The 21,862-nt window shown below is 60.6% G+C and carries 22 protein-coding genes and 1 pseudogene; 11 read left to right on the top strand and 12 right to left on the bottom strand.

The features are described from left to right. Positions 1-324, bottom strand: a 324-nt coding sequence (locus ACIQ17_RS08825) for a response regulator (RefSeq protein ID WP_398467519.1), incomplete at its 3' end; no start/stop codon positions are given. Between the two features lie 441 nt (positions 325-765). Here ACIQ17_RS08825 and fliI point away from each other — a divergent pair. The 4 genes from fliI to ACIQ17_RS08845 all read left to right on the top strand — a co-directional run bounded on the left by fliI (position 766) and on the right by ACIQ17_RS08845 (position 4,227). Then, positions 766-2,091, top strand: coding sequence for a flagellar protein export ATPase FliI (fliI, locus tag ACIQ17_RS08830; protein ID WP_398467521.1), 1,326 nt, complete (start codon positions 766-768; stop codon positions 2,089-2,091). A gap of 109 nt (positions 2,092-2,200) precedes the next feature. Then, entirely contained in the window at positions 2,201-2,620 is a 420-nt protein-coding gene (fliJ, locus tag ACIQ17_RS08835) for a flagellar export protein FliJ (RefSeq protein ID WP_211912366.1), read from the top strand. Between the two features lie 180 nt (positions 2,621-2,800). After that, the gene (locus tag ACIQ17_RS08840; RefSeq protein WP_398467523.1) at positions 2,801-3,349 is read left to right on the top strand and encodes a sigma-70 family RNA polymerase sigma factor; all 549 of its coding nucleotides are present in this window, start codon (positions 2,801-2,803) and stop codon (positions 3,347-3,349) included. Then, a complete protein-coding gene (locus ACIQ17_RS08845) occupies positions 3,349-4,227 on the top strand; it encodes an anti-sigma factor domain-containing protein (RefSeq protein WP_398467563.1) in 879 nt (292 codons plus the stop codon). The genes ACIQ17_RS08840 and ACIQ17_RS08845 overlap by 1 nt, the downstream gene beginning before the upstream one ends. A gap of 261 nt (positions 4,228-4,488) precedes the next feature. Here ACIQ17_RS08845 and ACIQ17_RS08850 read toward each other — a convergent pair whose 3' ends face one another. Both ACIQ17_RS08850 and flhA read right to left on the bottom strand, forming a co-directional pair. Then, entirely contained in the window at positions 4,489-4,689 is a 201-nt protein-coding gene (locus ACIQ17_RS08850; protein ID WP_398467525.1) for a hypothetical protein, read from the bottom strand. Positions 4,690-5,015: 326 nt separating this feature from the next. Continuing rightward, positions 5,016-7,166, bottom strand: a complete 2,151-nt coding sequence (flhA, locus tag ACIQ17_RS08855) for a flagellar biosynthesis protein FlhA (protein ID WP_398467527.1) — start codon at positions 7,164-7,166, stop codon at positions 5,016-5,018. A gap of 352 nt (positions 7,167-7,518) precedes the next feature. On the opposite strand from flhA, the gene ACIQ17_RS08860 reads away from it, so the two are divergent. Continuing rightward, entirely contained in the window at positions 7,519-8,766 is a 1,248-nt protein-coding gene (locus ACIQ17_RS08860) for an MFS transporter (RefSeq protein WP_398467529.1), read from the top strand. 3 nt (positions 8,767-8,769) lie between these two features. Here the strand turns inward: ACIQ17_RS08860 and ACIQ17_RS08865 are convergent, their stop codons facing one another. The 5 genes from ACIQ17_RS08865 to ACIQ17_RS08885 all read right to left on the bottom strand — a co-directional run bounded on the left by ACIQ17_RS08865 (position 8,770) and on the right by ACIQ17_RS08885 (position 13,385). Beyond that, the gene (locus ACIQ17_RS08865; RefSeq protein WP_398467531.1) at positions 8,770-9,693 is read right to left on the bottom strand and encodes a cation diffusion facilitator family transporter; all 924 of its coding nucleotides are present in this window, start codon (positions 9,691-9,693) and stop codon (positions 8,770-8,772) included. A gap of 61 nt (positions 9,694-9,754) precedes the next feature. Next, positions 9,755-10,108 carry a hypothetical protein gene (locus tag ACIQ17_RS08870; RefSeq protein ID WP_398467533.1) on the bottom strand — a complete coding sequence of 118 codons (354 nt, stop codon included), beginning with the start codon at positions 10,106-10,108 and terminating at the stop codon, positions 9,755-9,757. Positions 10,109-10,649: 541 nt separating this feature from the next. Continuing rightward, positions 10,650-12,335 carry a hypothetical protein gene (locus ACIQ17_RS08875; protein ID WP_398467535.1) on the bottom strand — a complete coding sequence of 562 codons (1,686 nt, stop codon included), beginning with the start codon at positions 12,333-12,335 and terminating at the stop codon, positions 10,650-10,652. A 477-nt stretch (positions 12,336-12,812) separates the two neighbouring features. Beyond that, positions 12,813-13,094 (bottom strand): hypothetical protein, encoded by a 282-nt coding sequence (locus tag ACIQ17_RS08880; protein ID WP_398467537.1) that lies wholly within the window; start codon positions 13,092-13,094, stop codon positions 12,813-12,815. A gap of 105 nt (positions 13,095-13,199) precedes the next feature. Beyond that, the gene (locus ACIQ17_RS08885; protein WP_398467539.1) at positions 13,200-13,385 is read right to left on the bottom strand and encodes a hypothetical protein; all 186 of its coding nucleotides are present in this window, start codon (positions 13,383-13,385) and stop codon (positions 13,200-13,202) included. 347 nt (positions 13,386-13,732) lie between these two features. On the opposite strand from ACIQ17_RS08885, the gene ACIQ17_RS08890 reads away from it, so the two are divergent. Next, a complete protein-coding gene (locus ACIQ17_RS08890; protein WP_398467541.1) occupies positions 13,733-14,056 on the top strand; it encodes a hypothetical protein in 324 nt (107 codons plus the stop codon). 524 nt (positions 14,057-14,580) lie between these two features. Here the strand turns inward: ACIQ17_RS08890 and ACIQ17_RS08895 are convergent. Genes ACIQ17_RS08895 through ACIQ17_RS08905 form a run of 3 tightly spaced genes read right to left on the bottom strand, consistent with a single transcriptional unit; the run spans position 14,581 to position 16,569 of the window. Continuing rightward, positions 14,581-15,078, bottom strand: coding sequence for an RICIN domain-containing protein (locus ACIQ17_RS08895; protein ID WP_398467543.1), 498 nt, complete (start codon positions 15,076-15,078; stop codon positions 14,581-14,583). Between the two features lie 22 nt (positions 15,079-15,100). Then, positions 15,101-16,009 (bottom strand): oxidoreductase, encoded by a 909-nt coding sequence (locus tag ACIQ17_RS08900; RefSeq protein WP_398467545.1) that lies wholly within the window; start codon positions 16,007-16,009, stop codon positions 15,101-15,103. Between the two features lie 5 nt (positions 16,010-16,014). Further along, a complete protein-coding gene (locus tag ACIQ17_RS08905; RefSeq protein ID WP_398467547.1) occupies positions 16,015-16,569 on the bottom strand; it encodes a TetR/AcrR family transcriptional regulator in 555 nt (184 codons plus the stop codon). Positions 16,570-16,713: 144 nt separating this feature from the next. Here ACIQ17_RS08905 and ACIQ17_RS08910 point away from each other — a divergent pair, with 144 nt between their 5' ends. Next, positions 16,714-17,265, top strand: a complete 552-nt coding sequence (locus ACIQ17_RS08910) for a TetR/AcrR family transcriptional regulator (protein ID WP_398467549.1) — start codon at positions 16,714-16,716, stop codon at positions 17,263-17,265. A 32-nt stretch (positions 17,266-17,297) separates the two neighbouring features. Here the strand turns inward: ACIQ17_RS08910 and ACIQ17_RS08915 are convergent. Next, positions 17,298-18,409 (bottom strand): annotated as a pseudogene (locus ACIQ17_RS08915) (metallophosphoesterase). Between the two features lie 69 nt (positions 18,410-18,478). On the opposite strand from ACIQ17_RS08915, the gene ACIQ17_RS08920 reads away from it, so the two are divergent. From ACIQ17_RS08920 to ACIQ17_RS08935, 4 genes are all read left to right on the top strand, one after another. Then, on the top strand, positions 18,479-19,393 hold the full coding sequence (locus tag ACIQ17_RS08920; RefSeq protein ID WP_398467551.1) for a DUF3108 domain-containing protein: 915 nt from the start codon (positions 18,479-18,481) through the stop codon (positions 19,391-19,393). Between the two features lie 139 nt (positions 19,394-19,532). After that, positions 19,533-20,255: a hypothetical protein gene (locus ACIQ17_RS08925; RefSeq protein WP_398467553.1), complete on the top strand. Its 723-nt coding sequence runs from the start codon at positions 19,533-19,535 to the stop codon at positions 20,253-20,255. A gap of 2 nt (positions 20,256-20,257) precedes the next feature. Continuing rightward, positions 20,258-20,851, top strand: coding sequence for an RNA polymerase sigma factor (locus ACIQ17_RS08930; RefSeq protein WP_398467555.1), 594 nt, complete (start codon positions 20,258-20,260; stop codon positions 20,849-20,851). Continuing rightward, on the top strand, positions 20,841-21,830 hold the full coding sequence (locus ACIQ17_RS08935; protein ID WP_398467557.1) for a FecR family protein: 990 nt from the start codon (positions 20,841-20,843) through the stop codon (positions 21,828-21,830). Before ACIQ17_RS08930 ends, ACIQ17_RS08935 begins: the two co-directional genes overlap by 11 nt. Positions 21,831-21,862 lie beyond the last annotated feature (32 nt).

Raw genomic sequence — 21,862 nt, forward strand, 5'->3', positions numbered from 1 at the left:
CAGTTCGTCCTTGTGGAAGGGCTTGGTCATGTAGTCGTCGGCGCCGACGCCGAGACCCTTGACCTTGTCCTCGATGCCGGCGAGGCCCGAGAGAATGAGGATCGGGGTCTTGATCTTCGACACCCGCAGCTGCTTGAGCACATCGTAACCGGACATGTCCGGGAGATTGAGATCGAGCAGGATAATATCGTAATCGTAGAGCTTGCCGAGATCGACGCCCTCTTCACCGAGATCCGTCGTGTAGACGTTGAAGCTCTCGGATTTGAGCATCAGCTCAATCGACTGCGCAACAGCGCTATCATCTTCAATTAGCAAAACGCGCATGCCAGTCCCCTTTAGTCGCCTCTGCGGGCGTCAGGTCGGCCGCCATACTTGCGGCACCAAAAAACGCCTACGAACAACTGATTCGGATCCTGACGGGATATGGTTAACAAATGCTGATTCTTCTTCGCAAGCTCTAATCGTGCAATTTTTGTCGAATCGCCGTAAGATGTTGCGTCAAAGACTCTTTCTGTAACCGTGCCCGTTCAAGTTCCGCATGAGGAGCCGGACCTAACCGACTCCATCGATTCACACCGTCTTTCTGCCGGCGCGAATGCTCTCAGTCACTCAAGACAGTGATCGAATGATTAATGATGCGGGTAAACACGGAGTTAAGGGGACGCCAGCAATGAGGCGAAACTTTAAAGCTTTCGCCACGAAAGATTTACCTTGAAGGCGATCATAAGGCAGTGAAGGTCCGAATCCTTTGAAGGCCCAGCTCTCGTGAAGGCTCTTGCCGAACAGATCGCCGATATCGACGGCATCAATATCTACGGACGCGTGGTCGGCGTGCGCGGGCTCATGGTGGAAATCGCCGGTCCCATCCACGCCATGTCCGTCGGTGCCCGCATCGTCATCGAGACCGGCACCAATCGTTTCATTCCTGCCGAGGTGATCGGCTTCTCCGGCGACAATGCCGTGGTGATGCCCTTCGCCGGCCTGGAAGGCGTGCGCCGCGGCTGCCGCGCAGTCATCGCCAACGCCGCCAGCATGGTGCGGCCCTCGATCGCCTGGCTCGGCCGCGTGGTCAATGCCATGGGCGAACCCATCGACGGCAAGGGGCCGCTGCCGCAGGGGCCGGCGCCGATGCCGTATCGCGCGTCGCCGCCGCCGGCGCATTCCAGAAAGAGGGTCGGCGCGCCGCTCGATCTCGGCGTGCGTTCGATGAACACCTTTCTCACCTGCTGCCGCGGCCAGCGCATGGGCATCTTCGCCGGTTCCGGCGTCGGCAAGTCGGTGCTGCTTTCCATGCTCGCACGCAATGTCGATGCCGACGTCTCGGTGATCGGCCTGATTGGCGAACGTGGCCGCGAGGTGCAGGAGTTCCTGCAGGAAGATCTCGGCGAAGAGGGGCTCGCCCGCGCCGTGGTGGTGGTTGCGACCTCGGACGAGCCGGCGCTGATGCGCCGCCAGGCGGCCTATCTCACGCTCTCGATCTCGGAATATTTCCGCGATGAGGGCAAGGACGTCATGTGCATGATGGATTCGGTCACGCGCTTCGCCATGGCGCAGCGTGAAATCGGCCTGTCCGTTGGCGAGCCGCCCACCGCCAAGGGCTATACGCCGACTGTCTTCACGGAACTGCCGAAGCTGCTCGAGCGGGCAGGGCCGGGCACCGAGGACGGTTCCATCACGGCCATCTTCACCGTGCTGGTAGACGGCGACGATCACAACGAGCCCGTGGCCGACGCCGTGCGCGGCATCCTCGACGGCCATATCGTCATGCAGCGCGGCATTGCCGAGCGCGGTCGCTATCCTGCCATCAACATCCTGAAATCCGTCTCGCGCACCATGCCGCGCTCCTGCGATCCGGCCTATCTGCCGACGATCACGCGCGCGCGCCAGATCATGGCGACCTATTCGGACATGGAGGAACTGATCCGCCTCGGTGCCTATCGGGCCGGTTCCAGTCCGGAGGTCGACGAGGCCATCCAGCTCCATGAACCGCTGGAGGCCTTCCTGCGCCAGCGCAAGGACGAGGTCTGTGGGTTGTTGGAAGGATACCAGCAACTGCAGCAAATCGTTGGTAGTTTGGCAACGGAACGCTAACTTTGTCGCGGCATCATGAGCGCCAGAGAAGGAATTCAGCCGGCCGCGCCCGTTCGGGCGGCTGGCGTTGTCCCGCTGTGAGACAGGGACTTCTGGGGAGTATGAGTCGATGAAGTCACGTGACACCCTGATCCGCCTGAAGAAGTTTCAGGTCGACGAGAAGCGCCGCCGCGTCAATCAGATCGAAGGCATGATCGCCGACTTCCAGCGCATGTCGGTGGATCTGGAACGCGAGATCCAGACCGAGCAGGACCGCGCCGGGATCCAGGATCCCACCCACTTCGCCTATCCGACCTATGCCAAGGCCGCGATCCAGCGTCGCGAGAACCTGACCCGTTCGGCCGATGAACTGCGCGGCCAGCTTGAAGACGCCAAGGCGCTGCTCGGCGAGGCCTTCGAAGAACTCAAGAAGGTCGAGCTGCTCGACGAGCGCGACCAGGCCCGTGCCCGCGAGGAAGAGAACGCCCGTGAGCAGGCCGATCTCGACAGCATCGGTCTGATGCGTGCACGCATCGGCGCGGTTGCCTGAAGCCCATCGCACATCTGCAAAGCTTCCAAACCCGGGCCGCAAGGTCCGGGTTTTTCGTATGGGATGTTCACAGCGCGAACAGCAACATGGCTTGCGCGCCGGCATTCATGTTACGAGTCGCGAATACCGCTGCGTGAACCGATCGCGCAGCGAAAGGTATTTTGAGGTCGAGGAAACGGAATGCTGACTCCGGCAGAATTGGTTTGGCTGCTCGCCGCGGTCGCAAAGGGCGATGAAGCTGCATTCGAGCGGCTTTATACCGCTACGCGTGCGAAACTGTTCGGTGTCGTGCTCCGTATCTTGCGCAGACAGGACCTCGCGGAGGAAGTGATCCAGGAGGTCTATGTCAAGATCTGGAATAGCGCCGGCCAGTTTAATCCGGGCGTTGCCTCGCCGATCACATGGATGGCTTCGATAGCGCGCAACCGCGCGATCGATGTCGTGCGCAAGAAGGGCGAGACGTCGATAGAGGAAGAGCCGTCTGCCATGGAAGTCGCAGCCGATACGCCCGATCCGCTCGCACGCCGCGAGATGACCGAAGAGTTGCGGCGCCTTCTGGAATGTGTCGGGCAGCTCGAACCCGAGCGACAGAAACTCGTGCTTCTCGCTTACTACAATGGCTGGAGCCGCGAACAGCTCGCGGCGAAATTCGAGAAGCCTGTAAACACCGTCAAAACGTGGCTGCGCCGGAGCATGTTGGATATCCGCGCATGTCTGGGACTAGCATGATGGACTATAGCGAAGACCATATCGCGCTTGCCGCGGAATATGCGCTCGGCACCCTCGATGCGGACGAGCGCGCGCAGGTCGAGCAGATGATGGCGGTCGACAAGGACTATGCTGCCGTCGTCGACAGCTGGGAGCGGGCGCTTGCGGTGCTCAACCAGATGGTCGGCATGGTCGAGCCGCGCCCGCATGTATGGGAGAACATTCGCAGCGCCATCGGTTTGTCCGGTGCGCAGGCGTCGATGGTTCTGCCATCCGCGCCGGAGCCAGTCGTTGCTCCTGCGGTTGAGCCTGTGCGCGAGCCCGTGCACGTCGACAATTCCAATGTCATCGATCTCACCCGCCGCGCGCAGCGCTGGCGTGGTGTTGCGACCGCCATGACGGCCATCGCTGCGGCATTGATCGCCCTGATTGGCGTGCAGGTGACGCGGCCGGATCTGCTGCCCGCAGGGCTGCGTCCGAAGCCGGAAATCCAGGTCGTCGAGGCGCCAACGCCAGTTCCGACGGTGCAGCAGCTCGCCGCCCAGTCGCAATATGTCGCCTTGCTGCAGACGGATGCCACGTCGCCGGCCTTCATTCTCACCGTGGATGCCGCGACCAAGAATTTCACGGTCCGCCGCGTCGGCGCGGAAGCGCAGGCGGGCAAGAGCTATGAGCTGTGGATCGTCTCCGATAAATTCCAGGCGCCACGTTCGCTCGGCGTGATCGGCGGCGACGAGTTCACCACGCGTGCTGCGCTTGCCGCCTATGATCCGGACACGGTCAATCAGGCCACTTATGCCGTGACCGTCGAGCCTGAAGGTGGTTCACCGACCGGATCTGCAACGGGGCCGATCGTGTTCACCGGAAAGCTGATCGAAACGGTGCCGCCGCCGAAGTAATGACGGTTGCGATACCGAACTCGTAGGATGGGTTGAGCGCAGCGATAACCATCACCGCAAGCGCCTGGATGTGATGGGTATCGCTCCAGCGCTACGCGCTTGCGCTCAGCCCATCCTGCGATCACCAAACTACACACAAAAGAAAAACGCCCGTGGGGAGCGGGCGTTTTCCATTTCGCAGTCCACTTGGGGGGAGTGGGGTCTGCTGCGTTATCGCATGACGACCTTGGGGGACATCGGCATGCGAATTCGTAAAACTCGTTAGCGGACCATGCTCGCGTTCGACGTCGCCGTCGTCACAGGGGCACCTGCTTTGATCACGCGTGCGGTCTGGGTGTAGCCTTGGTCAGAATTCATGCGCGACGAGATACCGACACCGGCCACGAAAATACCGGCGACGAGTGCGACAACCACCACCTTGAGGTGGGTCATGCGATCCGCGCTGTAAATCGAGTGGTTCATCGAACGCTCCTGCCGTTCACTTCCTGACTACTCGTTGGTGTCGAGCTTGCATCGTCAGGTTCATCATCTGTGTGGCAAGAAACGAGAGAACCAGCCCTTACGTTCCTGAATCGTCATCACAAGACGGTGAAAATCCGTGATCTGCTGCAGGGAAAAAGCGGGATCAGGGCGGAGATTTACGAAATACTCATTTATTTAAAGAGGCTTAGTCTGGTTTGTCGCAGCTTGCGCCTGGCTCGCCGAGAAACATTACGAATCGGCAAGCCTCTTGTGTGTGACGAATTTGCACCGCTTGAAGGCGGTGATTTGCGGGTGATTTGGCCGGGTCAGACGCTGCCGACGGTCTTGAGACGGGCGCGGGGATGGATTTCAGCCTGCGACAAAACGGTCGTCTGCGAGCGGAACCGTTCCACCAGCGAGCGGACGAAAGGCCGGATGCCTGCCGAGGTCACGAGCACCGGTGCCTCACCTTCGCGGGCGGCCTGTTCGAAGCTGTTCCGCACCGCGACCATGAATTCCGACAGTTTCGACGGCTGCATCGCAAGGCTGCGGTCTTCGCCCGTGCCGATAATCGATTCCGCAAAGGCTTGTTCCCAATGTGCCGACAGCGCAATGAGCGGGAGATAGCCGAGATAGGAGGTGTTCTGCGCGCAGATCTGGCGTGCCAGGCGCGTGCGCACATGTTCGACGATCGTGGATGGATTGCGCGAATAGGCGAGCGCGTCCGCGATGCCTTCGAGAATGGTCGAGAGATCGCGCACCGAGATGCGTTCGGTGAGCAGCAACTGCAGCACGCGCTGGATGCCAGACACGGTGATGAGCGCCGGTACGATGTCCTTGACCAGTTCGCCCTGTTCCTTCGGCAGGTCCTTGAGCAGCTTCTGCACTTCGCCATACGAGAGCAGGTCCGACATATTGCCCTTCAGCAATTCGGTCAGATGCGTCGACAGCACGGTGGCGGCATCGACGACCGTGTAGCCCTTCAGTGACGCTTCTTCCTTCAGCGCGGCATCCACCCAGGTGGCGGGCAGGCCGAAAGTCGGCTCGGTGGTGTGGATGCCGGGCACCGTCACCTGCTGGCCGCCGGGATCCATGACCATGAACTGGTTCGGCCAGATGCGGCCGGTGCCGGCTTCGACTTCCTTGATCTTGATGACGTAGGTGTTGGCTTCGAGCTGGACGTTGTCGAGGATGCGGACCGACGGCATCACAAAACCCATCTCGACGGCCAGCGACTTGCGCAGCGCCTTGATCTGTTCGGTGAGGCGGTCGGTGCCATCTGGACCATTGACCAGCGGCAGCAGCGCATAGCCGAGTTCGATCTTGAGGTCGTCGATCTTGAGCGAAGCGGAGATCGGTTCTTCGGCGGCGGCATCGCCTGGCGCAGCACCTGCTGCGCCGGGAACGCCGCCCGGGCCGGCAGCGGCCTGCTGTGCGGCGGTGGTCTTCTGAACCTTGTTGCGCTTGCTGGCGCTGTAAGCGAGCCAGCCGGTGCCACCACCAAGGGCAAGGAACGGGATCATCGGAATACCCGGCAGCAGCGCCAGCGTCAGCATCACGCCCGACGATATGCCGAGCGCCTGCGGATAGCCCGAGAACTGATTCATCAGCGTTTTGTCGGCTGCACCCGTGATGCCGGCCTTCGAGACCAGCAAGCCGGCGGCAACGGAGACGATCAGCGCGGGCACCTGGGTGACAAGACCGTCGCCAACGGTGAGCAGCGTGTAAGTCCGGCCGGCCTCGGAGAATGGCATGCCCTGCTGGGCCACACCGATGATGATGCCGCCGATGATATTGATGGCGGTGATGAGCAGGCCGGCGATGGCATCGCCGCGGACGAATTTCGAAGCACCGTCCATGGCGCCGAAGAAGCCGCTTTCGTCTTCGAGGTCCTTGCGGCGCTGTTTCGCGGTGGCTTCGTCGATCAGGCCGGCGGAGAGATCGGCGTCGATCGCCATCTGCTTTCCGGGCATCGCGTCGAGCGTGAAGCGCGCGGCGACTTCGGCGATACGGCCCGAACCCTTGGTGATGACGATGAAGTTCACGATCACCAGGATGGCGAACACGACGACGCCGATGACGAAGTTGCCGCCCATCACGAAATGGCCGAATGCCTCGATGACGTGACCGGCGGCGGCGGTGCCTTCATGGCCATGCGACAGGATCAGGCGGGTGGATGCGAGGTTCAGCGACAGCCGCAGCATGGTCGAGATCAGCAGCACGGTCGGGAACGACGAGAATTCCAGCGGCGTCTGGGTGAACAGCGCCGTCATCAGGATCAGCACCGACATGGTGATGGAGATCGCGAGGAACAGGTCCATGACCAGCGCCGGCAGCGGCATGATCAGCACGACCAGGATGATCAGGACGCCGAGCGCGAGGGCGATATCGCCGCGCAGCACTGCGGTCTTGAGCTTGCCGATGTCGAAACCGCCGCCGGGGGCTGCCGCGCCCTGGCTCACCGTCATGTCCGTCATAACAACAGCTTCCCTGCGCGCATGTCGATCATGCGCGCCAAACGTATGCTTGGCAGCCGGAAGGCCGCCGATCCGCAAGTGAGGCACCGCACTGGCATCCACGGGCATTCCCCCGATCGGCTGACGAGACACGATTTCACTGGGCAATTTTTGCCGCGTGTATGGTTAGCAAAGGGTTAATTTCGGTTAACCGAAGCGGCAGAAGGACGGCGTGACGCAGGGTTTCATGAGGGCGTGGGCCAGCAGGGAGCGCGCGGGAAAAGCAAGATCTTCTCCGCTCCACCAGTTTCGCATGCCTAATCCTTCAGCAGGATCGCTTGACCCAGTGGGAACTCGCCTCCAAGCTGCGATTGTGAATTCAGAAACGGCCATCCCGGAAACGCCCGCCTTCCAGCCCGACTCCCGTCAGGCATGGACGCGCCTTGCCCTGGCCCTGGTGGTCGGCTCGCTCGGCTCGGTGGGCATGTGGTCGGTGGTGGTGGTCCTCCCGGCCGTGCAGGCGGATTTCGCCGCCACGCGTGGTGCGGCCTCTCTGGCTTTCACCTTCACCATGGCGGGCTTCGGCATCGGGGGCGTGGTCGTCGGCCGGCTGACGGACCGGTTCGGCATCGTCGCCAGCATCGCGCTCGCCACCGTGCTGATGGCCATCGGCTATGTGCTGTCGGCCTTCACGACAGCGCTCTGGCAATTCGTCCTGCTGCATCTTCTGATCGGCGCTGGCTCATCGGCAACCTTTGCGCCCTTGATGGCCGAAGCTTCGCACTGGTTCGAGCGCAAGCGCGGCATCGCCGTCGCGCTGGCCGCAACCGGCAGCTATATCGGCGGCACCTTCTGGCCGCCCATTGTAAGCTGGGGCATGCTCAATCTCGGCTGGCGCCCAACCCAGGTCGGCATCGCTGTTATCACGACCGTTCTCACGCTGATCACGCTCGCCGTACTGCGCGCCAAGATGGGGGCCAATGAGCGCCGCAGCCATGCCAATGCACCGCCGCCGAAAGTCGATCTGCAGCTCAGCCACAATGCGCTGACGGCGATCCTGTTCATCGCCGGCATCGGCTGCTGCGTCGCCATGGCGATGCCGCAGGTCCATATCGTCGCTTATTGCAGCGATCTCGGCTATGGCGCGGCGCGTGGCGCCGAGATGCTGTCGGTGATGCTGGCGCTCGGCATCATCAGCCGTGTCGGGTCCGGCTTTCTCGCCGACCGCATCGGCGGGTTGCGCACGCTGCTGGTCGGCGCGATCGCGCAGGGCGTGGCGCTCATGTTCTATCTGTTCTTCGACGGGCTGAGCTCGCTTTACATCATTTCTGCAATGTTCGGCCTGTTCCAGGGCGGCATCGTGCCGGCCTATGCGATCATCGTCCGCGAGGCGATGCCGGCGTCGCAGGCGGCCACGCGCGTCGGCATCGTCATTCTCGGCACCATCGCCGGCATGTCGCTGGGCGGCTGGCTGTCCGGCGTCATCTTCGATGCGACGGGCTCCTATCGTGCGGCCTTCGTCAACGGCGTGGCGTGGAACCTATTCAACGTCACCATCGTCACCTGGCTGCTGATGCGCGCCCGCAAGCGCACGAACATGACCCTGCGCGCAGCTGCGTGAGCGCTACAGCCACGCCTCGTCGCTGGTGAATTCGATATTGAGCCAGTGGCTCGGCGGCACGGCCTCGAGCCGCTCCGCAATCTCCCGCCGGATGCCGTCGAAGAAGTCCACTTCGCGCGGCCCGAGATCGTCGGGCGCCAGGAAGGTGATATCGACGAAGCGCGCGCGGCCCATCTTGGCGACATAGGTGGAGAAATTCTCGAAGCCGTAGCGCTTCTGGATGTCACGTGCGATCTCACGCACCTCTTCATCCAGATCCACCGGCGCCACCTGGATGATGTCCTTCACCGAGCGCCAGCACGCCCGCAGTGGCAATGGCAGCAGCAACAGGCTCAGCGTCGCCAGCACCGCAGGATCGAGATAGGGCACGAGATGGTCGTAGCTGGTCCCATGCATTCGTGCGGCCACCCAGAAGCTGATGCCCAGCGCGACGCTGACGAGTCCGGACGCAAACCAGTTGCGCGCGTCCATCAGCAGCAGTTCGGAATTCAGTCGCTTCGCGCGCGTTCCGATGATGTAGGCCATCACCAGCGCCAGCAGTCCTGCGATGATGCCATAGGCAGCACCCGGCCCGAACGAGACCGAACGACCGACGCTGAACAGGTCGTTCAGCGCGCCCAGCAGCGCGTAGCCGCACGACAAGGCCAGCACGACGCTGTTGAGCAGCACCAGCATCGGCTCGAACTGCCAGAACCCGAACTGGAAGTAGCGCGTCGACCCCCGCGTCAGCAGCAGGGAGACGCCAACCGAGAGGCCGGTCATCGCCGCATCGATGACGGAATAGACGCCGTCGAACACAATCGATGACGAATTGATGACAAGTCCCACCGAAATACCGACGGCGGCGTCGAAGGCGGTGACGATGATGGAGTAGACGAGGGCTTTGCGCTCCTCGCGGCTGTCGATGTCGTGCTGCAAGTCGGTCATGGTGAGGACGCAAGGAAGCCACAAGAAGTGGCGGGAAACTAGCGGGATTTCGACGCTTTAGCTACGGCGTGAGATCCTGCACCGGCGGCATCGTGGGCACGCCGTCGGGAGGCACATATGGCTGAATTCGCTGCTCCGCGCCATTGCCGAACATGCATTGCATGGTTGGTTCGGCGATCGCCGTCATGGTGTCTTCAATCAACGGCCATTTTTCCGATGGCAGCCAGCCCCGGTTCAATGTGGGGACGCCGCGCTCGGTCACGCCATAGAGTAGCGCATCGACGATGTCGGCGTCATCGACCCGATCGAACATTGCATTGCGCAGGCAGTCGCACACTGTCTCGGGATGCGCATAGCGTGGCGCCATAAACGGCGCGCACAGGCGAATGAACTCACCACGCGGATCCGGCATCAACGACAATTGTCGCGCATCGGCCGACGCCACATCGGAACGCACGCATGCCAGCAATCCGCAAAGCAGCGTGCGGATCGTGTGTCCGGTGAGGGGATTGCGTCGCGTCGTCACCTGAAACCGATCTGTCGGTGAAGCCGCACGCTCCTACCATATTCCGCCGAGAAGTGCATCCGGTGGCCCGCTTGTGTGGCGGATCTGCGGTTTCAATTCGGGCATCACTCATTCAGGTGATGCATCCTGTCGCATGGAAGCCGAGAACTGCGCAACTAACAGATTCGGAAATACGTGATGACGACCCTCAGCCTTGTACCATGTCCGACTTGCAACGAACGCCGTGAGTTCGTCGTCGCAGAGCCTGTCCACCCGCATCGTGTCGGCCATGAGATCCGGACATTCCTGTGCCGGGCCTGTGATATCACGTCGCGCTATCTGATCACCCGGCGCGAGGTTACCCCGTTGGCGGCTGCGGTCTGAATTCGGATTGCTCCTGCACAAACGGCCCCGGTTCGCCGAACCGGGGCCGTTTGTTTGGCTGCAGCGATCAGGCGAGCACGTGCACGCCGTGCAGATCGAGTAGACCATGGTCACCCGTCAAAGGCGCCGAGACAGCATCTGTCAACGCGGTCACATCGAGTGGTGCGTTGACGGGCGCCGACACGGTGTTGCCCGATGCGATGTCGCCGGTCAGACCGCCACTCGCCAGTCCCGTTCCGCCGAGCAGGCCACCGAGATCGAGATTGCCCAGCAGATTGCCGGTCAAGCCGTCGGTCCCGGTACCACCAAGGCTGGGAACGTCGAGAATGCCGCTCGCGCCGGTCAGCACGCCGAGATCGAGCAGATTCGGTCCGCCGGGTCCGACATCGATGGCGCTGACGCTCAGGCCATGCGTCGGATCGGCGCCAGGCGTCGACAACAGGTCGAGGCCCAATCCCTCCGGATTCTCCGGTCCGACATCGAGATCTACCAGATGGCCTGTCGACGATCCGCTGAGGTCACCGATGCTGCCATTCAGAAGTCCGCCAAGATTTCCGAGCGGACTACCAGCTCCCGTCGCATCGGTCGCCGGCAGGCCAACGTCGACCAGATTCTCGCCGTTGCCATTGCCGAGAACATTCACGTTAAGCCCATCGGTGTCGGTGGCATCCGGTGGCGCGAGCACATTGAGCGAGTAGCCGTTACCATCGGGACCGCCGGTGCCGAGCGTGATCAGCTGATCAAGGCCAAGCGGGTTGCCTGATCCATCATCACCGGAGCCGGGAAGGCCGAGACCGCCCGTATTCGGCAGTCCGAGATCGATCAGGTTCTCGCCATTGCCATTGCCGAGAACATTCACGTTAAGCCCATCGGTGTCGGTAGCGTCCGGTGGCGCGAGTACATTGAGCGAGAGGCCGTTACCATCGGGGCCGCCGGGGCCAAGTGTGAGCAGTTGATCGAGGCCAAGCGGCGTGCCTGATCCATCATCGCCGCTGCCGGGAAGGCCGAGGCCGCCCGTGCTCGGCAATCCGAGATCGATCAGGTTGTCACCACTGCCATTGCCGAGAACATTCACATTGAGGCCGTCGGTGTCGGTGGCATCCGGTGGCGCCAGCACATTGAGCGAGAGGCCGTTGCCATCGGGACCGCCGGGACCGAGCGTGAGCAGCGAATCGAGGCCGATCGGATTTCCGGAGCCGTCACCACCCGTGCCGGGAAGGCCGACATCGATCAGGTTTCCGCCGTCGCCGGTGCCGATGACGTTCAGATTGAGGCCGCTACCATCCGTGGCGTCCGGCGGCGCAAGCACATCGACCGACAGGCCATCACCATCGAGCCCGACGGTCAGCAGCGGATCGAGCCCGATCGTCAGGCCGCCGCCATCATCACCGCCACCAGGAGGTGTCGAGCCGTCGCCACCATCACCACCATCGCCGGGAGGTGTCGAGCCGTCGCCGCCGTCTCCGCCGCCGACCGGAGGCGTCGAACCGTCGCCACCATCACCGCCGCCAACGGGAGGCGTCGAACCATCGCCACCATCACCGCCGCCAACTGGAGGCGTCGAACCATCGCCGCCGTCACCGCCGCCAACGGGAGGCGTCGAGCCATCGCCGCCGTCACCACCGCCGACCAGAGGCGTCGAACCGTCGCCACCATCACCGCCACTGCCGGGAGGCGTGGTCCCACCGGGAATTTCGACATATTTGGTGTCGCCAGATGATGGGTAATACTCAACCTGTTGTGAAACCGACATTCTGCATCTCCTCGCGCTCATTGAGTAGTGCAGTGGCAATCTCGAGTGACTGGCAACGTTTCCGACTTCCATGCATGCCGAGACGCGCAAGGACAATTCCGGCCTAACGCTTTTGCTTTAGTAAGCCTCAAAATCGGATCGAAGGCGACGCGTCCGGAACATCGCGGACACTCTTACCGATGCGAAGACAATGGCACCGTTGCTATCAAAACCGCGGGCAGAACTTGCGAGCATCGTGTCGGTTCCGGGAACAAGCGAGACACCAAGTCCGCCGGTCGTCCGACGCCTCCGTCCCAAGGCGGCTGGCATTGCGCGGTCATCGCCGCCGTCATTGCAGTGCGATGTCGATGGAGATCTTTGTCGGGATAAACATGCGGCGCGCTGGATGCTGAAAGAGCAGCAGGCTGGCGACGCTAGAACTGCCGAGGCGCCGATGCATGAGGAGAATTATAAAGCGCCCTCGCAGCCCAGATTACGTCAAATCGAAACATCAATCCAGCGCAGGACCGCCTTGCGCGCCTTGGTCCATTCGAGTGCTGCGGCCGACATGGTCACTGCGGTCAGTCGATCTGCAAGCGCGTGGATGCACTCATAGGCATCTCGCTCTGCTGCCGCCATAGCTGGCGAGGCCCCTGAGGTTGGCAATTCGGTGGTCAATCCATCGATCAGCTGTCGCGCCTCAGGCTCGGGACTGTTCGATGCGGTGTTCATGATCGAACGGCAATAGCGGGCTTTCAAATGCCTGATGGCATTGCTCATGGCCCGCGCTAGCATGCCGTGACATCCGGCACCATCCGCTAGCCGACATTGGCGTGATGGATACTTCAACAAAAAGCCCGCCGATGAGGGCGGGCTTTCGGTTCATCACTTTTCCGGATGGCCCGAGCCGGGCGGCGTGGTCTTCGGCGCCTTGCCGTCGTCGACGCGGCCTTCATTGCGCAGGTCGCGACCTTCCTGTGCCTTCTTCTTGCTTTCGGGATCCTTGCCGTGCTCGTAAAGCTCTTCCTTCACGAAGCCGGCGCCTTCCTTCACCTTGCCTTCTACGCTCATCTTGTTCTCCTTTGTCATTTGGGACGGATGAACGCGGTTGATCGAGAAACGATCCATGGCGGCAATCACGCATTCGTCGCTGCGCGGCGGCGGATGGTCGGCAGAAGATGGGGAACGACAGCCAGGATTCGCGCATCCCGTTTCAACTTCATCAACCATCGAAGATGGCTGTGTTCTGTTCACCCATTGAGTTAAGGAAAAGACCAGCCGGCCATGGCAAGTTCGGCCCATGATCGTACAAGAAGTGCGACGGGGACGCCTCAGATGGTCTTGTTACTCAATTACATCGAATTTCGGCTCCCGCTGTCGCCGGGGCTCTCTGACATGACTTTTGCGGCGGCCTGATCATGTTGCCTGACGGTCGATACTCCGCTTATTTTCAGGCCAATGATCAAGACGGTATGGGTGTGATCGAGCTGAACGCCGGTCGTCTCACCGGCGGCGACACGATCATCAGCTATTTTGGCACTTACTCCCAAGACGGTGACCGGTTCACCGCATCAATCCGTACTGAACGACATTCATCGGGACACGCGGCCCTGTTCGGGCATGACAATGTCGATATATCGGTGACCGGAACATCCAAGGACAGCACCGGCGCGGGGACGGGACACGTCAAACAGCTGCCTGGAGCCGTCTTCCAGGTCGTCCTCGTTCGCATGCCGGACTAGCCAAGCGCGAGCGTAACGGAAAATGCGAAGCTGGACCTTGGGCTGCGCAAATTCTCTGTGCGGACTACGAAAGAACGAGTCGGCTATCCGATTGATATTGTTGAATGTCGCGTTTTAAGATCGAGTCGATAGTTGTTTTAGGAACGAGTCGATTTGGGGACAAGCGCATTAAGAACGGTGCGATTGGTTTAGCTGTTTGAATTCATTCGATGATTTAACGTGTCTTTCCTTCCCGAGTGAGTGGGCTGCCCTTGACCTCAGAAGTTGAAATCTGCCCCAGCTGATCAGAAATTTTGAATGAACTTATCTATGGCAGTCCTGACGCTGAACCGCATTTCGATTGAGCGGGACTCTGCGAACCGGTAACTCAACTCGCGTCCTTCGTCCGCTGCTGGCGCAAAGCGGACGTTCGCGAAAAGGTGGCCTGTGAGCAACTGCGACGCAAAGTGGTTGTGGCCACCTTCCAGACGATTTACGGCGGTTGCTAAGGGATGACGGTACAATCCAGCGCCGCAGATTCATAATTAGAACCAAGGGTTCTGCCTGACCAACCGCCATTGTTGGGCCGACGAATTCTGCCTGTTCTGTAGCACAATCTGCGAATTCGTCTCGCGAGACAGGGTGGTGAGGTAGAGGTTCGTTCCCTTTAGTCGGACAAGATACGCATCGTCCCGATCGGCGACGAACTCCCAGTATTGAGTCCTGTCGTCAGCTACAGGCTGTTGCCACAAAGCGACTTGCGGTACTGGCGCAGCCGAAGGCTGGAGCGTCTTCGAAGTGTGCAGATTGCGCAACTGGTAAGTGTTTTCACCGACCGGGATGAATTGCCAAGTCATGCACTTCCAGCTCCAGTGGTCGTATTGGATGATGGCGTTGCCATCAGCCCGTCCGGCGCTATGCGGCCTCAGATTTTTGCCCGTCATCACGTTCTGGATCGCGTAAGTGCTGCCCGCGTCTTGCGCTTGAACGGCGCCTGTTAACGACAGAATAAAGGTGCAGAGGCCGGCGAGGAGTCTGATCATGGATCGTCTCGATATTGAGGCGTTAAAACTCGAAGCGAAGGCCTGACATCCTTTCAAGTTCATCCACCAGTATCCGTCCGGCTTCCGCGTTCTCACCGATGGGAGCAGTCTTATCCTCCGTGGGATGACCTCGCAGACCCATGAAGCCGCCGGGGCCATAGTAGCCGCCCGGTTTCATGTCAGGGGAGGTCGCGGCCATCAATGTCGGCTCCGCGCCCATGTCAGCGCCCTGGATTAGTGGATAGATCGCATAGACCGACAGGATCATCAGCAGACTCGTGTCGGCGAAGAGGTTCGTCTTCGACGCTCCGGGATGAGCGATGACAGACAACAAGCGCTCACCAGCCCGTCGCTGCAGTTCGCGAGCAACAAGGACGTTGCCAAGCTTGGTCTTCGCGTAAGCCTTGATCGGCTTGTAACCTTCCTTGGAGTCCAGGTCCGCGATCGGCACGGGCCCGCCCATGGCATGCGTGCCCGATGCGACGGTAACGACGCGGGGAGTGGCCGACTTCAAAATCGCCGGGAGCAATAATGCCGTCAGGCGATAAGGGCCGAGGACATTTGTCGCGAATTGCAGTTCGTGGCCATCGACGGATTCTCTCCGGTCGGGCAGGGCCATCACGCCAGCATTGTTGATTAGGGTGTCGATTGGTTCTGGTCGTGCCAACTGGTTTTCAGCGAAAGCCTTCACGGAATCCGGCCGCGACAGATCGAGCTTGCCGACGCACAGCTTGGCGTTCGGGACAATCGACAGGATACGTTGGGCAGCTTCGGCGGCCTTGGCGTCGTTGCGTGATGCGATCGTCACATCGGCGCCTGCGCGAGCCAATTCGAGGGCAGCGTGCCAACCGATGCCGCTATTGGCGCCGGTGACGATGATGCGCTTCCCGGCCTGTGACGGGATGTCGTTTTTTGTCCATGTCTTGGTCATGATTTTCAGTTCCGGTTGCTGTCGGGTGCAAATTGTTCGACGAGGAGCTCAACGCGTTCCTTCATCACCGTTGGATTGGGGGCGTCGGCAAACAAGCCGTCGAGGGCGAGTAAGAAGACCTCTGCGGACAGGCGATCTTCGAGGATCGTCGCTACGCACTCGCGGACGATGCGGTGGTGCAGGGCGTCGATTTCCGGATCGAGGCGTTCGCAGATATCGAAGAATTCAGCCGCCATCGGCGCGCCTGCCATCTCGGTGTACGGCTCGATTGCCACGAGACGGCTGATCGACAGGAGGCGCTCGCCGGGCGTGCCCGAGCCGGATGCGATCTCCTTCGCTTTGGGATGGCGAGAAACGAGCCAATTGTCGAAGACAGAGGAGAAGATGTCTTCCTTGTCCTCGAACGTCTTGTAGAGCAGCGTTCGTGAAATCGTCGCCCGCTTCGCGATGTCGTCGAGCGACGTCTTCGCAAACCCAAAATTCAAAAAGCACCATCGTGCCGCAGTGAGAATCTTCGCACGGCGTGTTTCAGGGTCGGTTCTGGTCAATCTGGTGGTCATCACTGGCTCAAGTACTGACCTCAATTGACAAAAATTGTATCCTATGTCAACGTGCAGGCATCAGAATAAGGCTTCAATGTTGCGACAGCTCAAGCTGTTGACAGGATTGATGTTTATTGTCAAAATGACCGTATGGTATCCAAAATGACCGGTGACGAAGCCTCGGCTCGTCGAACGAACATTCTGCAGTCGGCGCGTTGGTGCTTCCTGAACTTCGGGTTCGCTAAAACATCACTCGATGACATCGCGAAGCGGGCGAGCATCTCGCGCACGCTCCTGTATAGGACATTTAAGGACAAGGAAGATATCTTCTCGGCCGTGTTTGAGCATTGGCTCATCGCGCGCATCCCGCTCGCGCGGCAGGCCGCGAAATTGCAGTCGGATTCCCCGTACCAGCGCTTGCTCAACATGTGCCGGATCATGGTCATTGAGCCATGGAACGATATGGTCGGAGCGCCGATGGCGGGCGACTTTTACGACGTGTGCGAACGCATCGATCCGAAGGTCTCAGCGAGACATCGGAACGCTGTGCTTGAATGTGCTGCGGAGATTCTCGAAGATCGCGCCGCCGCTGAGGTCTTCATTTTGGCGCTAGACGGGCTGCTGGCAGACGAGCCGTCGGTCAAGGTGCTCGAACGGCGAACTGAATTGCTTACGGAACGATTTGCGTCCCGAAAGAAATCGCGCAGTTCGTAATCTTCCGGGCATCGTCCTCGTTCGATACTGAATTATCCTCTTCGAAGAGTAATCCGCGTCAATTCTGACGGGCGACCGAGCCGCATTGCGAAGCCGGGCCAAAGCGCGGTTCCGTTGTTGACGTATAGCGTCATCGGGCCGACCTGATAGGCACCTGAAACGTAGCCTCCGTTGGCACGGGCGGCGAGCATGTCTAGACCGATCACCATCCCGCCGTGTGTGTGTCCCGACAATTGCAGGTCCACGCCAAGTTGCGCGGCCTGGCGCGCACGGCCGGGCTGGTGATCGAGCAGGATCACGGGGGTGTCCGTCGGCGCGCCAGCGATGGCCTTCGCCGTATCCGGAAGCGGAAGGCCGAAGGCCGCGGCGGCTGGTTCGGTGACGCCCGCAACTACCAGCTTGTCGTCACCCCGCTGGATAACGACGTGTTGGTTCTCGAGGGCGCGCATTCCCATGGTCGCATAGTGGTTCATCCACTCGCGATATCCGAAATAGTATTCATGGTTGCCTGGGATCATATAGATGCCGTCCGGCGCCTTCAGGCCGCGCAACGGGTCCACGTCCGCGCGTCGCGCGTCCAGAGTGCCATCAATGAGATCGCCGGTGATCAGCATGAGATCGACGCCAAGAGCGTTTGATCTTTCTACCACGCGCTCGGTCCATGATGCAGGGAACAGCTTGCTTATATGGAGATCGGTGAGCTGTAGAATCCTGTATCCGTCGAATTGGAGTGGGAGGTTCCTGATCCTGACCTCCAAATCTTTGATCGGTGGTACGCGGATCGCCTGCATGACAGCGATGGCAACCACGACGGCCACGAATGCCGCCATGGCAAACCGGAAAGCGTCGGGAACAACGAAGCCCTTATTGACCAGTCTTGCGGAGATGGACACGACATCGAGCATCAATTGAAGCAGCGCCAGAAGAATCGTAGCTCCAAAAGCCCAATTGAACAGAACGACCAGCATCCGTGGATACTCGGGCGAAAACACCGATCGGACGACAACTTATTCCAGAGATGCATCTGCGAGCCGACGAGCAGGAATACTGCTGCGCAGATCTTGGCAATCAGGGGAATTTGTAACGGCAAAATGAAGCGGGTGACGACGAGCAGATATGGCAGGCCGAAAATGAAGTGCATCAGGGTCATTATTCAGATCAACTAGCGTTGCGGATATTCGGGCGAGCAAGCCGCCCACTTGTCACCGCCAATATGGTCAACGTGACGACGAATTGTCATTATATCAAATTGACAAATAATGCAAATGTTGTCAACATTGCTGCCATGGACCATTCAACGACTGTCCGTCTCGCCCGACCGAAAGGCCGCTTCACGTTCAACGGTAGATCCGTGGTCGTTTGCGCAGCACTTTCCTCCGCTCTGCTAACTGCTCCTGCCGCTGCGCAGGAGGTGCGGGCTCGCTATGCTTTGCGATACATAGACATCAGTGTCGGAAGCATCGCGACCTTCAGTCAACTTGTCGGCGGCGCCTACCGAGCGGGGCTTGATGGGCAACAGGCGGCGTATCTTTCGGTGCTGACCAGCTTTCGCGGGAGCCTGCGGTCGGACGGCGTCGTCCGGAAGGGTGAGCTCTTGCCTCGCGCCTATGCCGCGACGGAGACGACTGGCGGGGTCACGTACCGCACGGAAGTCAAATTCGATGCCCGCAACGCCACGGCGATCGATATACAGCCTGCCATGAAGGATGCAGACGAGCGCGTCCCGGTCGAGGTGGAGCACACCCGCAACGTTATGGACCCAAGTAGTGCGCTGATGATGCCGATCCCCGAAGGAGCGCCGACGGTCGGACCGGCCGCTTGCGAGCGTACTCTCCGCATCTTCAGTGGAGCGCATCGTTCGGATATTGCGCTATCTTATCTCGGGACCGAAAACATGCAGAACGCCGCCTACACCGGACCGGTGACGGTCTGCTCCGCAAGGCTGGTTATGCACGCCGGACATAAGCCTGCCGCCTACATGACGCGGTTCATGTCGGACAACAAAGGCATCGTGGTGAAACTGGCCCCGGTATCGCAGAGCCGGTTCGTGGTACTAGCCGGTGTGACGGTCCCACTTCCGCTCGGCACGCTCTCCATCGTCTTCGAAGAATTTAATGTGTCTCCATAGGAGATGCAGCCGGATTTATATGGCAGCAACGTCCGCTCTTGGCGCAAAGCGGACATTCCTGGCACCAGCGGGTGAATGCTCGGATCGGATCGTCGTTTGTGACATTTTAGTGTAATGATACCGCACTAAATGCTCCGGCATGGATGAGTGGTGTCAGCAAGCGTGCAAGGATCGAGGCCGGCTTGGCCTGTCAGTGGGGCTGTTCTTTTGTGCCACGATTTTCATGGCGGCAAATGCGTCATCAGCTGCGGCATTCTCACGCAATGACAGTATTGCTTTCGACATCCCGGCGCAGCCTCTCTCCAAGTCGTTGCAGGACTTCAGTGCGGCCAGCGGCGCCGAGATTCTAGTAGATGCCCGGCAGACAACCAATGCCCGCGCGCCTGCGGTGAGGGGGACGATGTCGCCGCGTTCGGCTCTCTTTCTGTTGCTGGAGCAGGCAAACCTTGCGCCAGAGCAGCTTGCCTCTGGCGCGTTCCTGCTGAGCGTCGTGCAACCGCCCGCCATCCGCTTGCCGGGCGATCAGCAACCCTATTTCGCCGAGATACAGCGCGCGTTCCAGAACGCACTCTGTGCAGAAGAAATGACCGCACGTGGTCGTTATCGCTTGGCGCTCAAGTTTTGGATCGGGCCGTCCGGAAACGTCGTCCGCCCAGTCCGTCTCGATACCACGGGCAATGATGCCCTGGACGGCTCAATCGATACCGTCGTATCGCGGATCCAGATAGGGAAGGCGCCACCCGCCGATTTTCGTCAACCAGTCGCGCTGGTGATATCTTCAGGCGCCTCGAACGAGGCGGCCGTCTGCGCAACCGACTCCACGCCGCCGCGCCCGACTCCTGCTACTGCAGTGAAGCGATAGCGATGCCTGGCACTGCGCGTAACACACTGCGAAATCTGCTGATTTCACGCTATGACGATTTTAAGCGGCGGCTGGCGCGTCGCGTCGGTTCGCAAGATGTTGCGGCTGAAGCGTTGCATGAAACGTGGATACGGCTTGGTCAGCTTGATAACACGCAGGCCGTGCGGCGGCCGGAATCTTTCCTTTATCGCATCGCCTTCAACGTCGCGATCGACAAGCATCGCTCTCATTCGCGCTGGGTAGGGCGAGCGGAACTCGAGGCCGTGCTCGCGCCCGACGACGATCTGATCGATCCAGAGCATATCGTCTCGATGCGTTCGGAAATGGCGGCGATGATGAAGCTGCTCGGCAACTTGCCGGAGCGCCAACGCGCTATCTTCATGGCTGCACTGATCGAAGAGTTGTCTTACCGCGAAATTGCCGAGCGGTTCGGTATTTCGCTGCGTTCGGTCGAGCGCGAGATGAGCCGGGCCTTCGACCATTGCGGCCGCCACATGCAGAATTTTTCTCCGGAGTGGCGGTCGAGATCGTCGGATAACGTCTTGTCCATGGATAAGAAGAAAAAACGCGGCACGGATACCGACGATGCGGTTTGAATCTAACATATCGGGCGGTGCAGACGATGCGATCACGATCGCGCGTCGCTGGGTCGTGCGCCTGCATGCGGGGGAGATCACGCAGCGTGACCTCGATGAGTTGGCCCGGTGGCGGGAGCAGAGTGTCCAAAATGGACACGCTTTCGCATTGGCCAAAGCGCAGTGGAAGTTGCTCAAGCAGGCCGCGGTCACGTTCGACCAGGAAACCGCCAGGCAGCGGTCGGCGCGAGCGCGAGGCGATCTGACCCGCCGGGCTTGGCTCGGCAGCGCGCTCGCCGCATCGCTCGGCGGTGTGGCCTATCTCGCTGCACGACCGCCGCTCGAGTTGTGGCCTTCTCTGGCCGAATTCAACGCCGATTACCGAACCGATATTGGCGAACGGCGCCAGCTCGCGCTCGACGACAGAATCTCAATCGAAATGAACACCCGCACCAGTGTCACTGGCCTCGATCAGGACGGCGCGCGAGGACTGAAACTGATCGGCGGTGAGATTGCGGTGACGGCAGATCGTCACGGAACCGATTTCGACCGCCCGTTCGTCGTAACGGCAGGCGATGGCCGTGTCATCGCCACGCATGCAACGTTCAATCTGCGCAGCGAGAATGGGGCAATGTCCGTCGCTTGCCTGGGCGGCAGCGTCGAGATCGCATGTGGTGTGCATCGTACCTCGCTGTCGGCGCGCCAGCGCGTGGAATTCGGTAACGATGCCATCGGTCCTGTAACCGTCGCGGATGGCCGGCTGGTCGAAGCCTGGCGGCGTGGATTGCTGGTGTTCGAGAACAGGCCGCTTGCCCAGGTCGTGGCCGAGATCAACCGGTATCGGCGCGGGCGTATCATCCTGGCGGGTGCGGATGTGGGGCGCCTGCCGCTCGACGCGACGTTCCGTCTCGATCGCATCGACGACGTCGTGCCGAAGATCGCGCATCTGTTTGATCTCAGGGTGCGATCGCTGCCGGGCGGCCTCGTGCTGCTGGGCTGAGCCTCCCGGCGTCGTAAATAATTCATGAAAAA

This window comes from Tardiphaga sp. (genome assembly GCF_044340795.1).
Classification (GTDB): Bacteria; Pseudomonadota; Alphaproteobacteria; order Rhizobiales; family Xanthobacteraceae; genus Tardiphaga.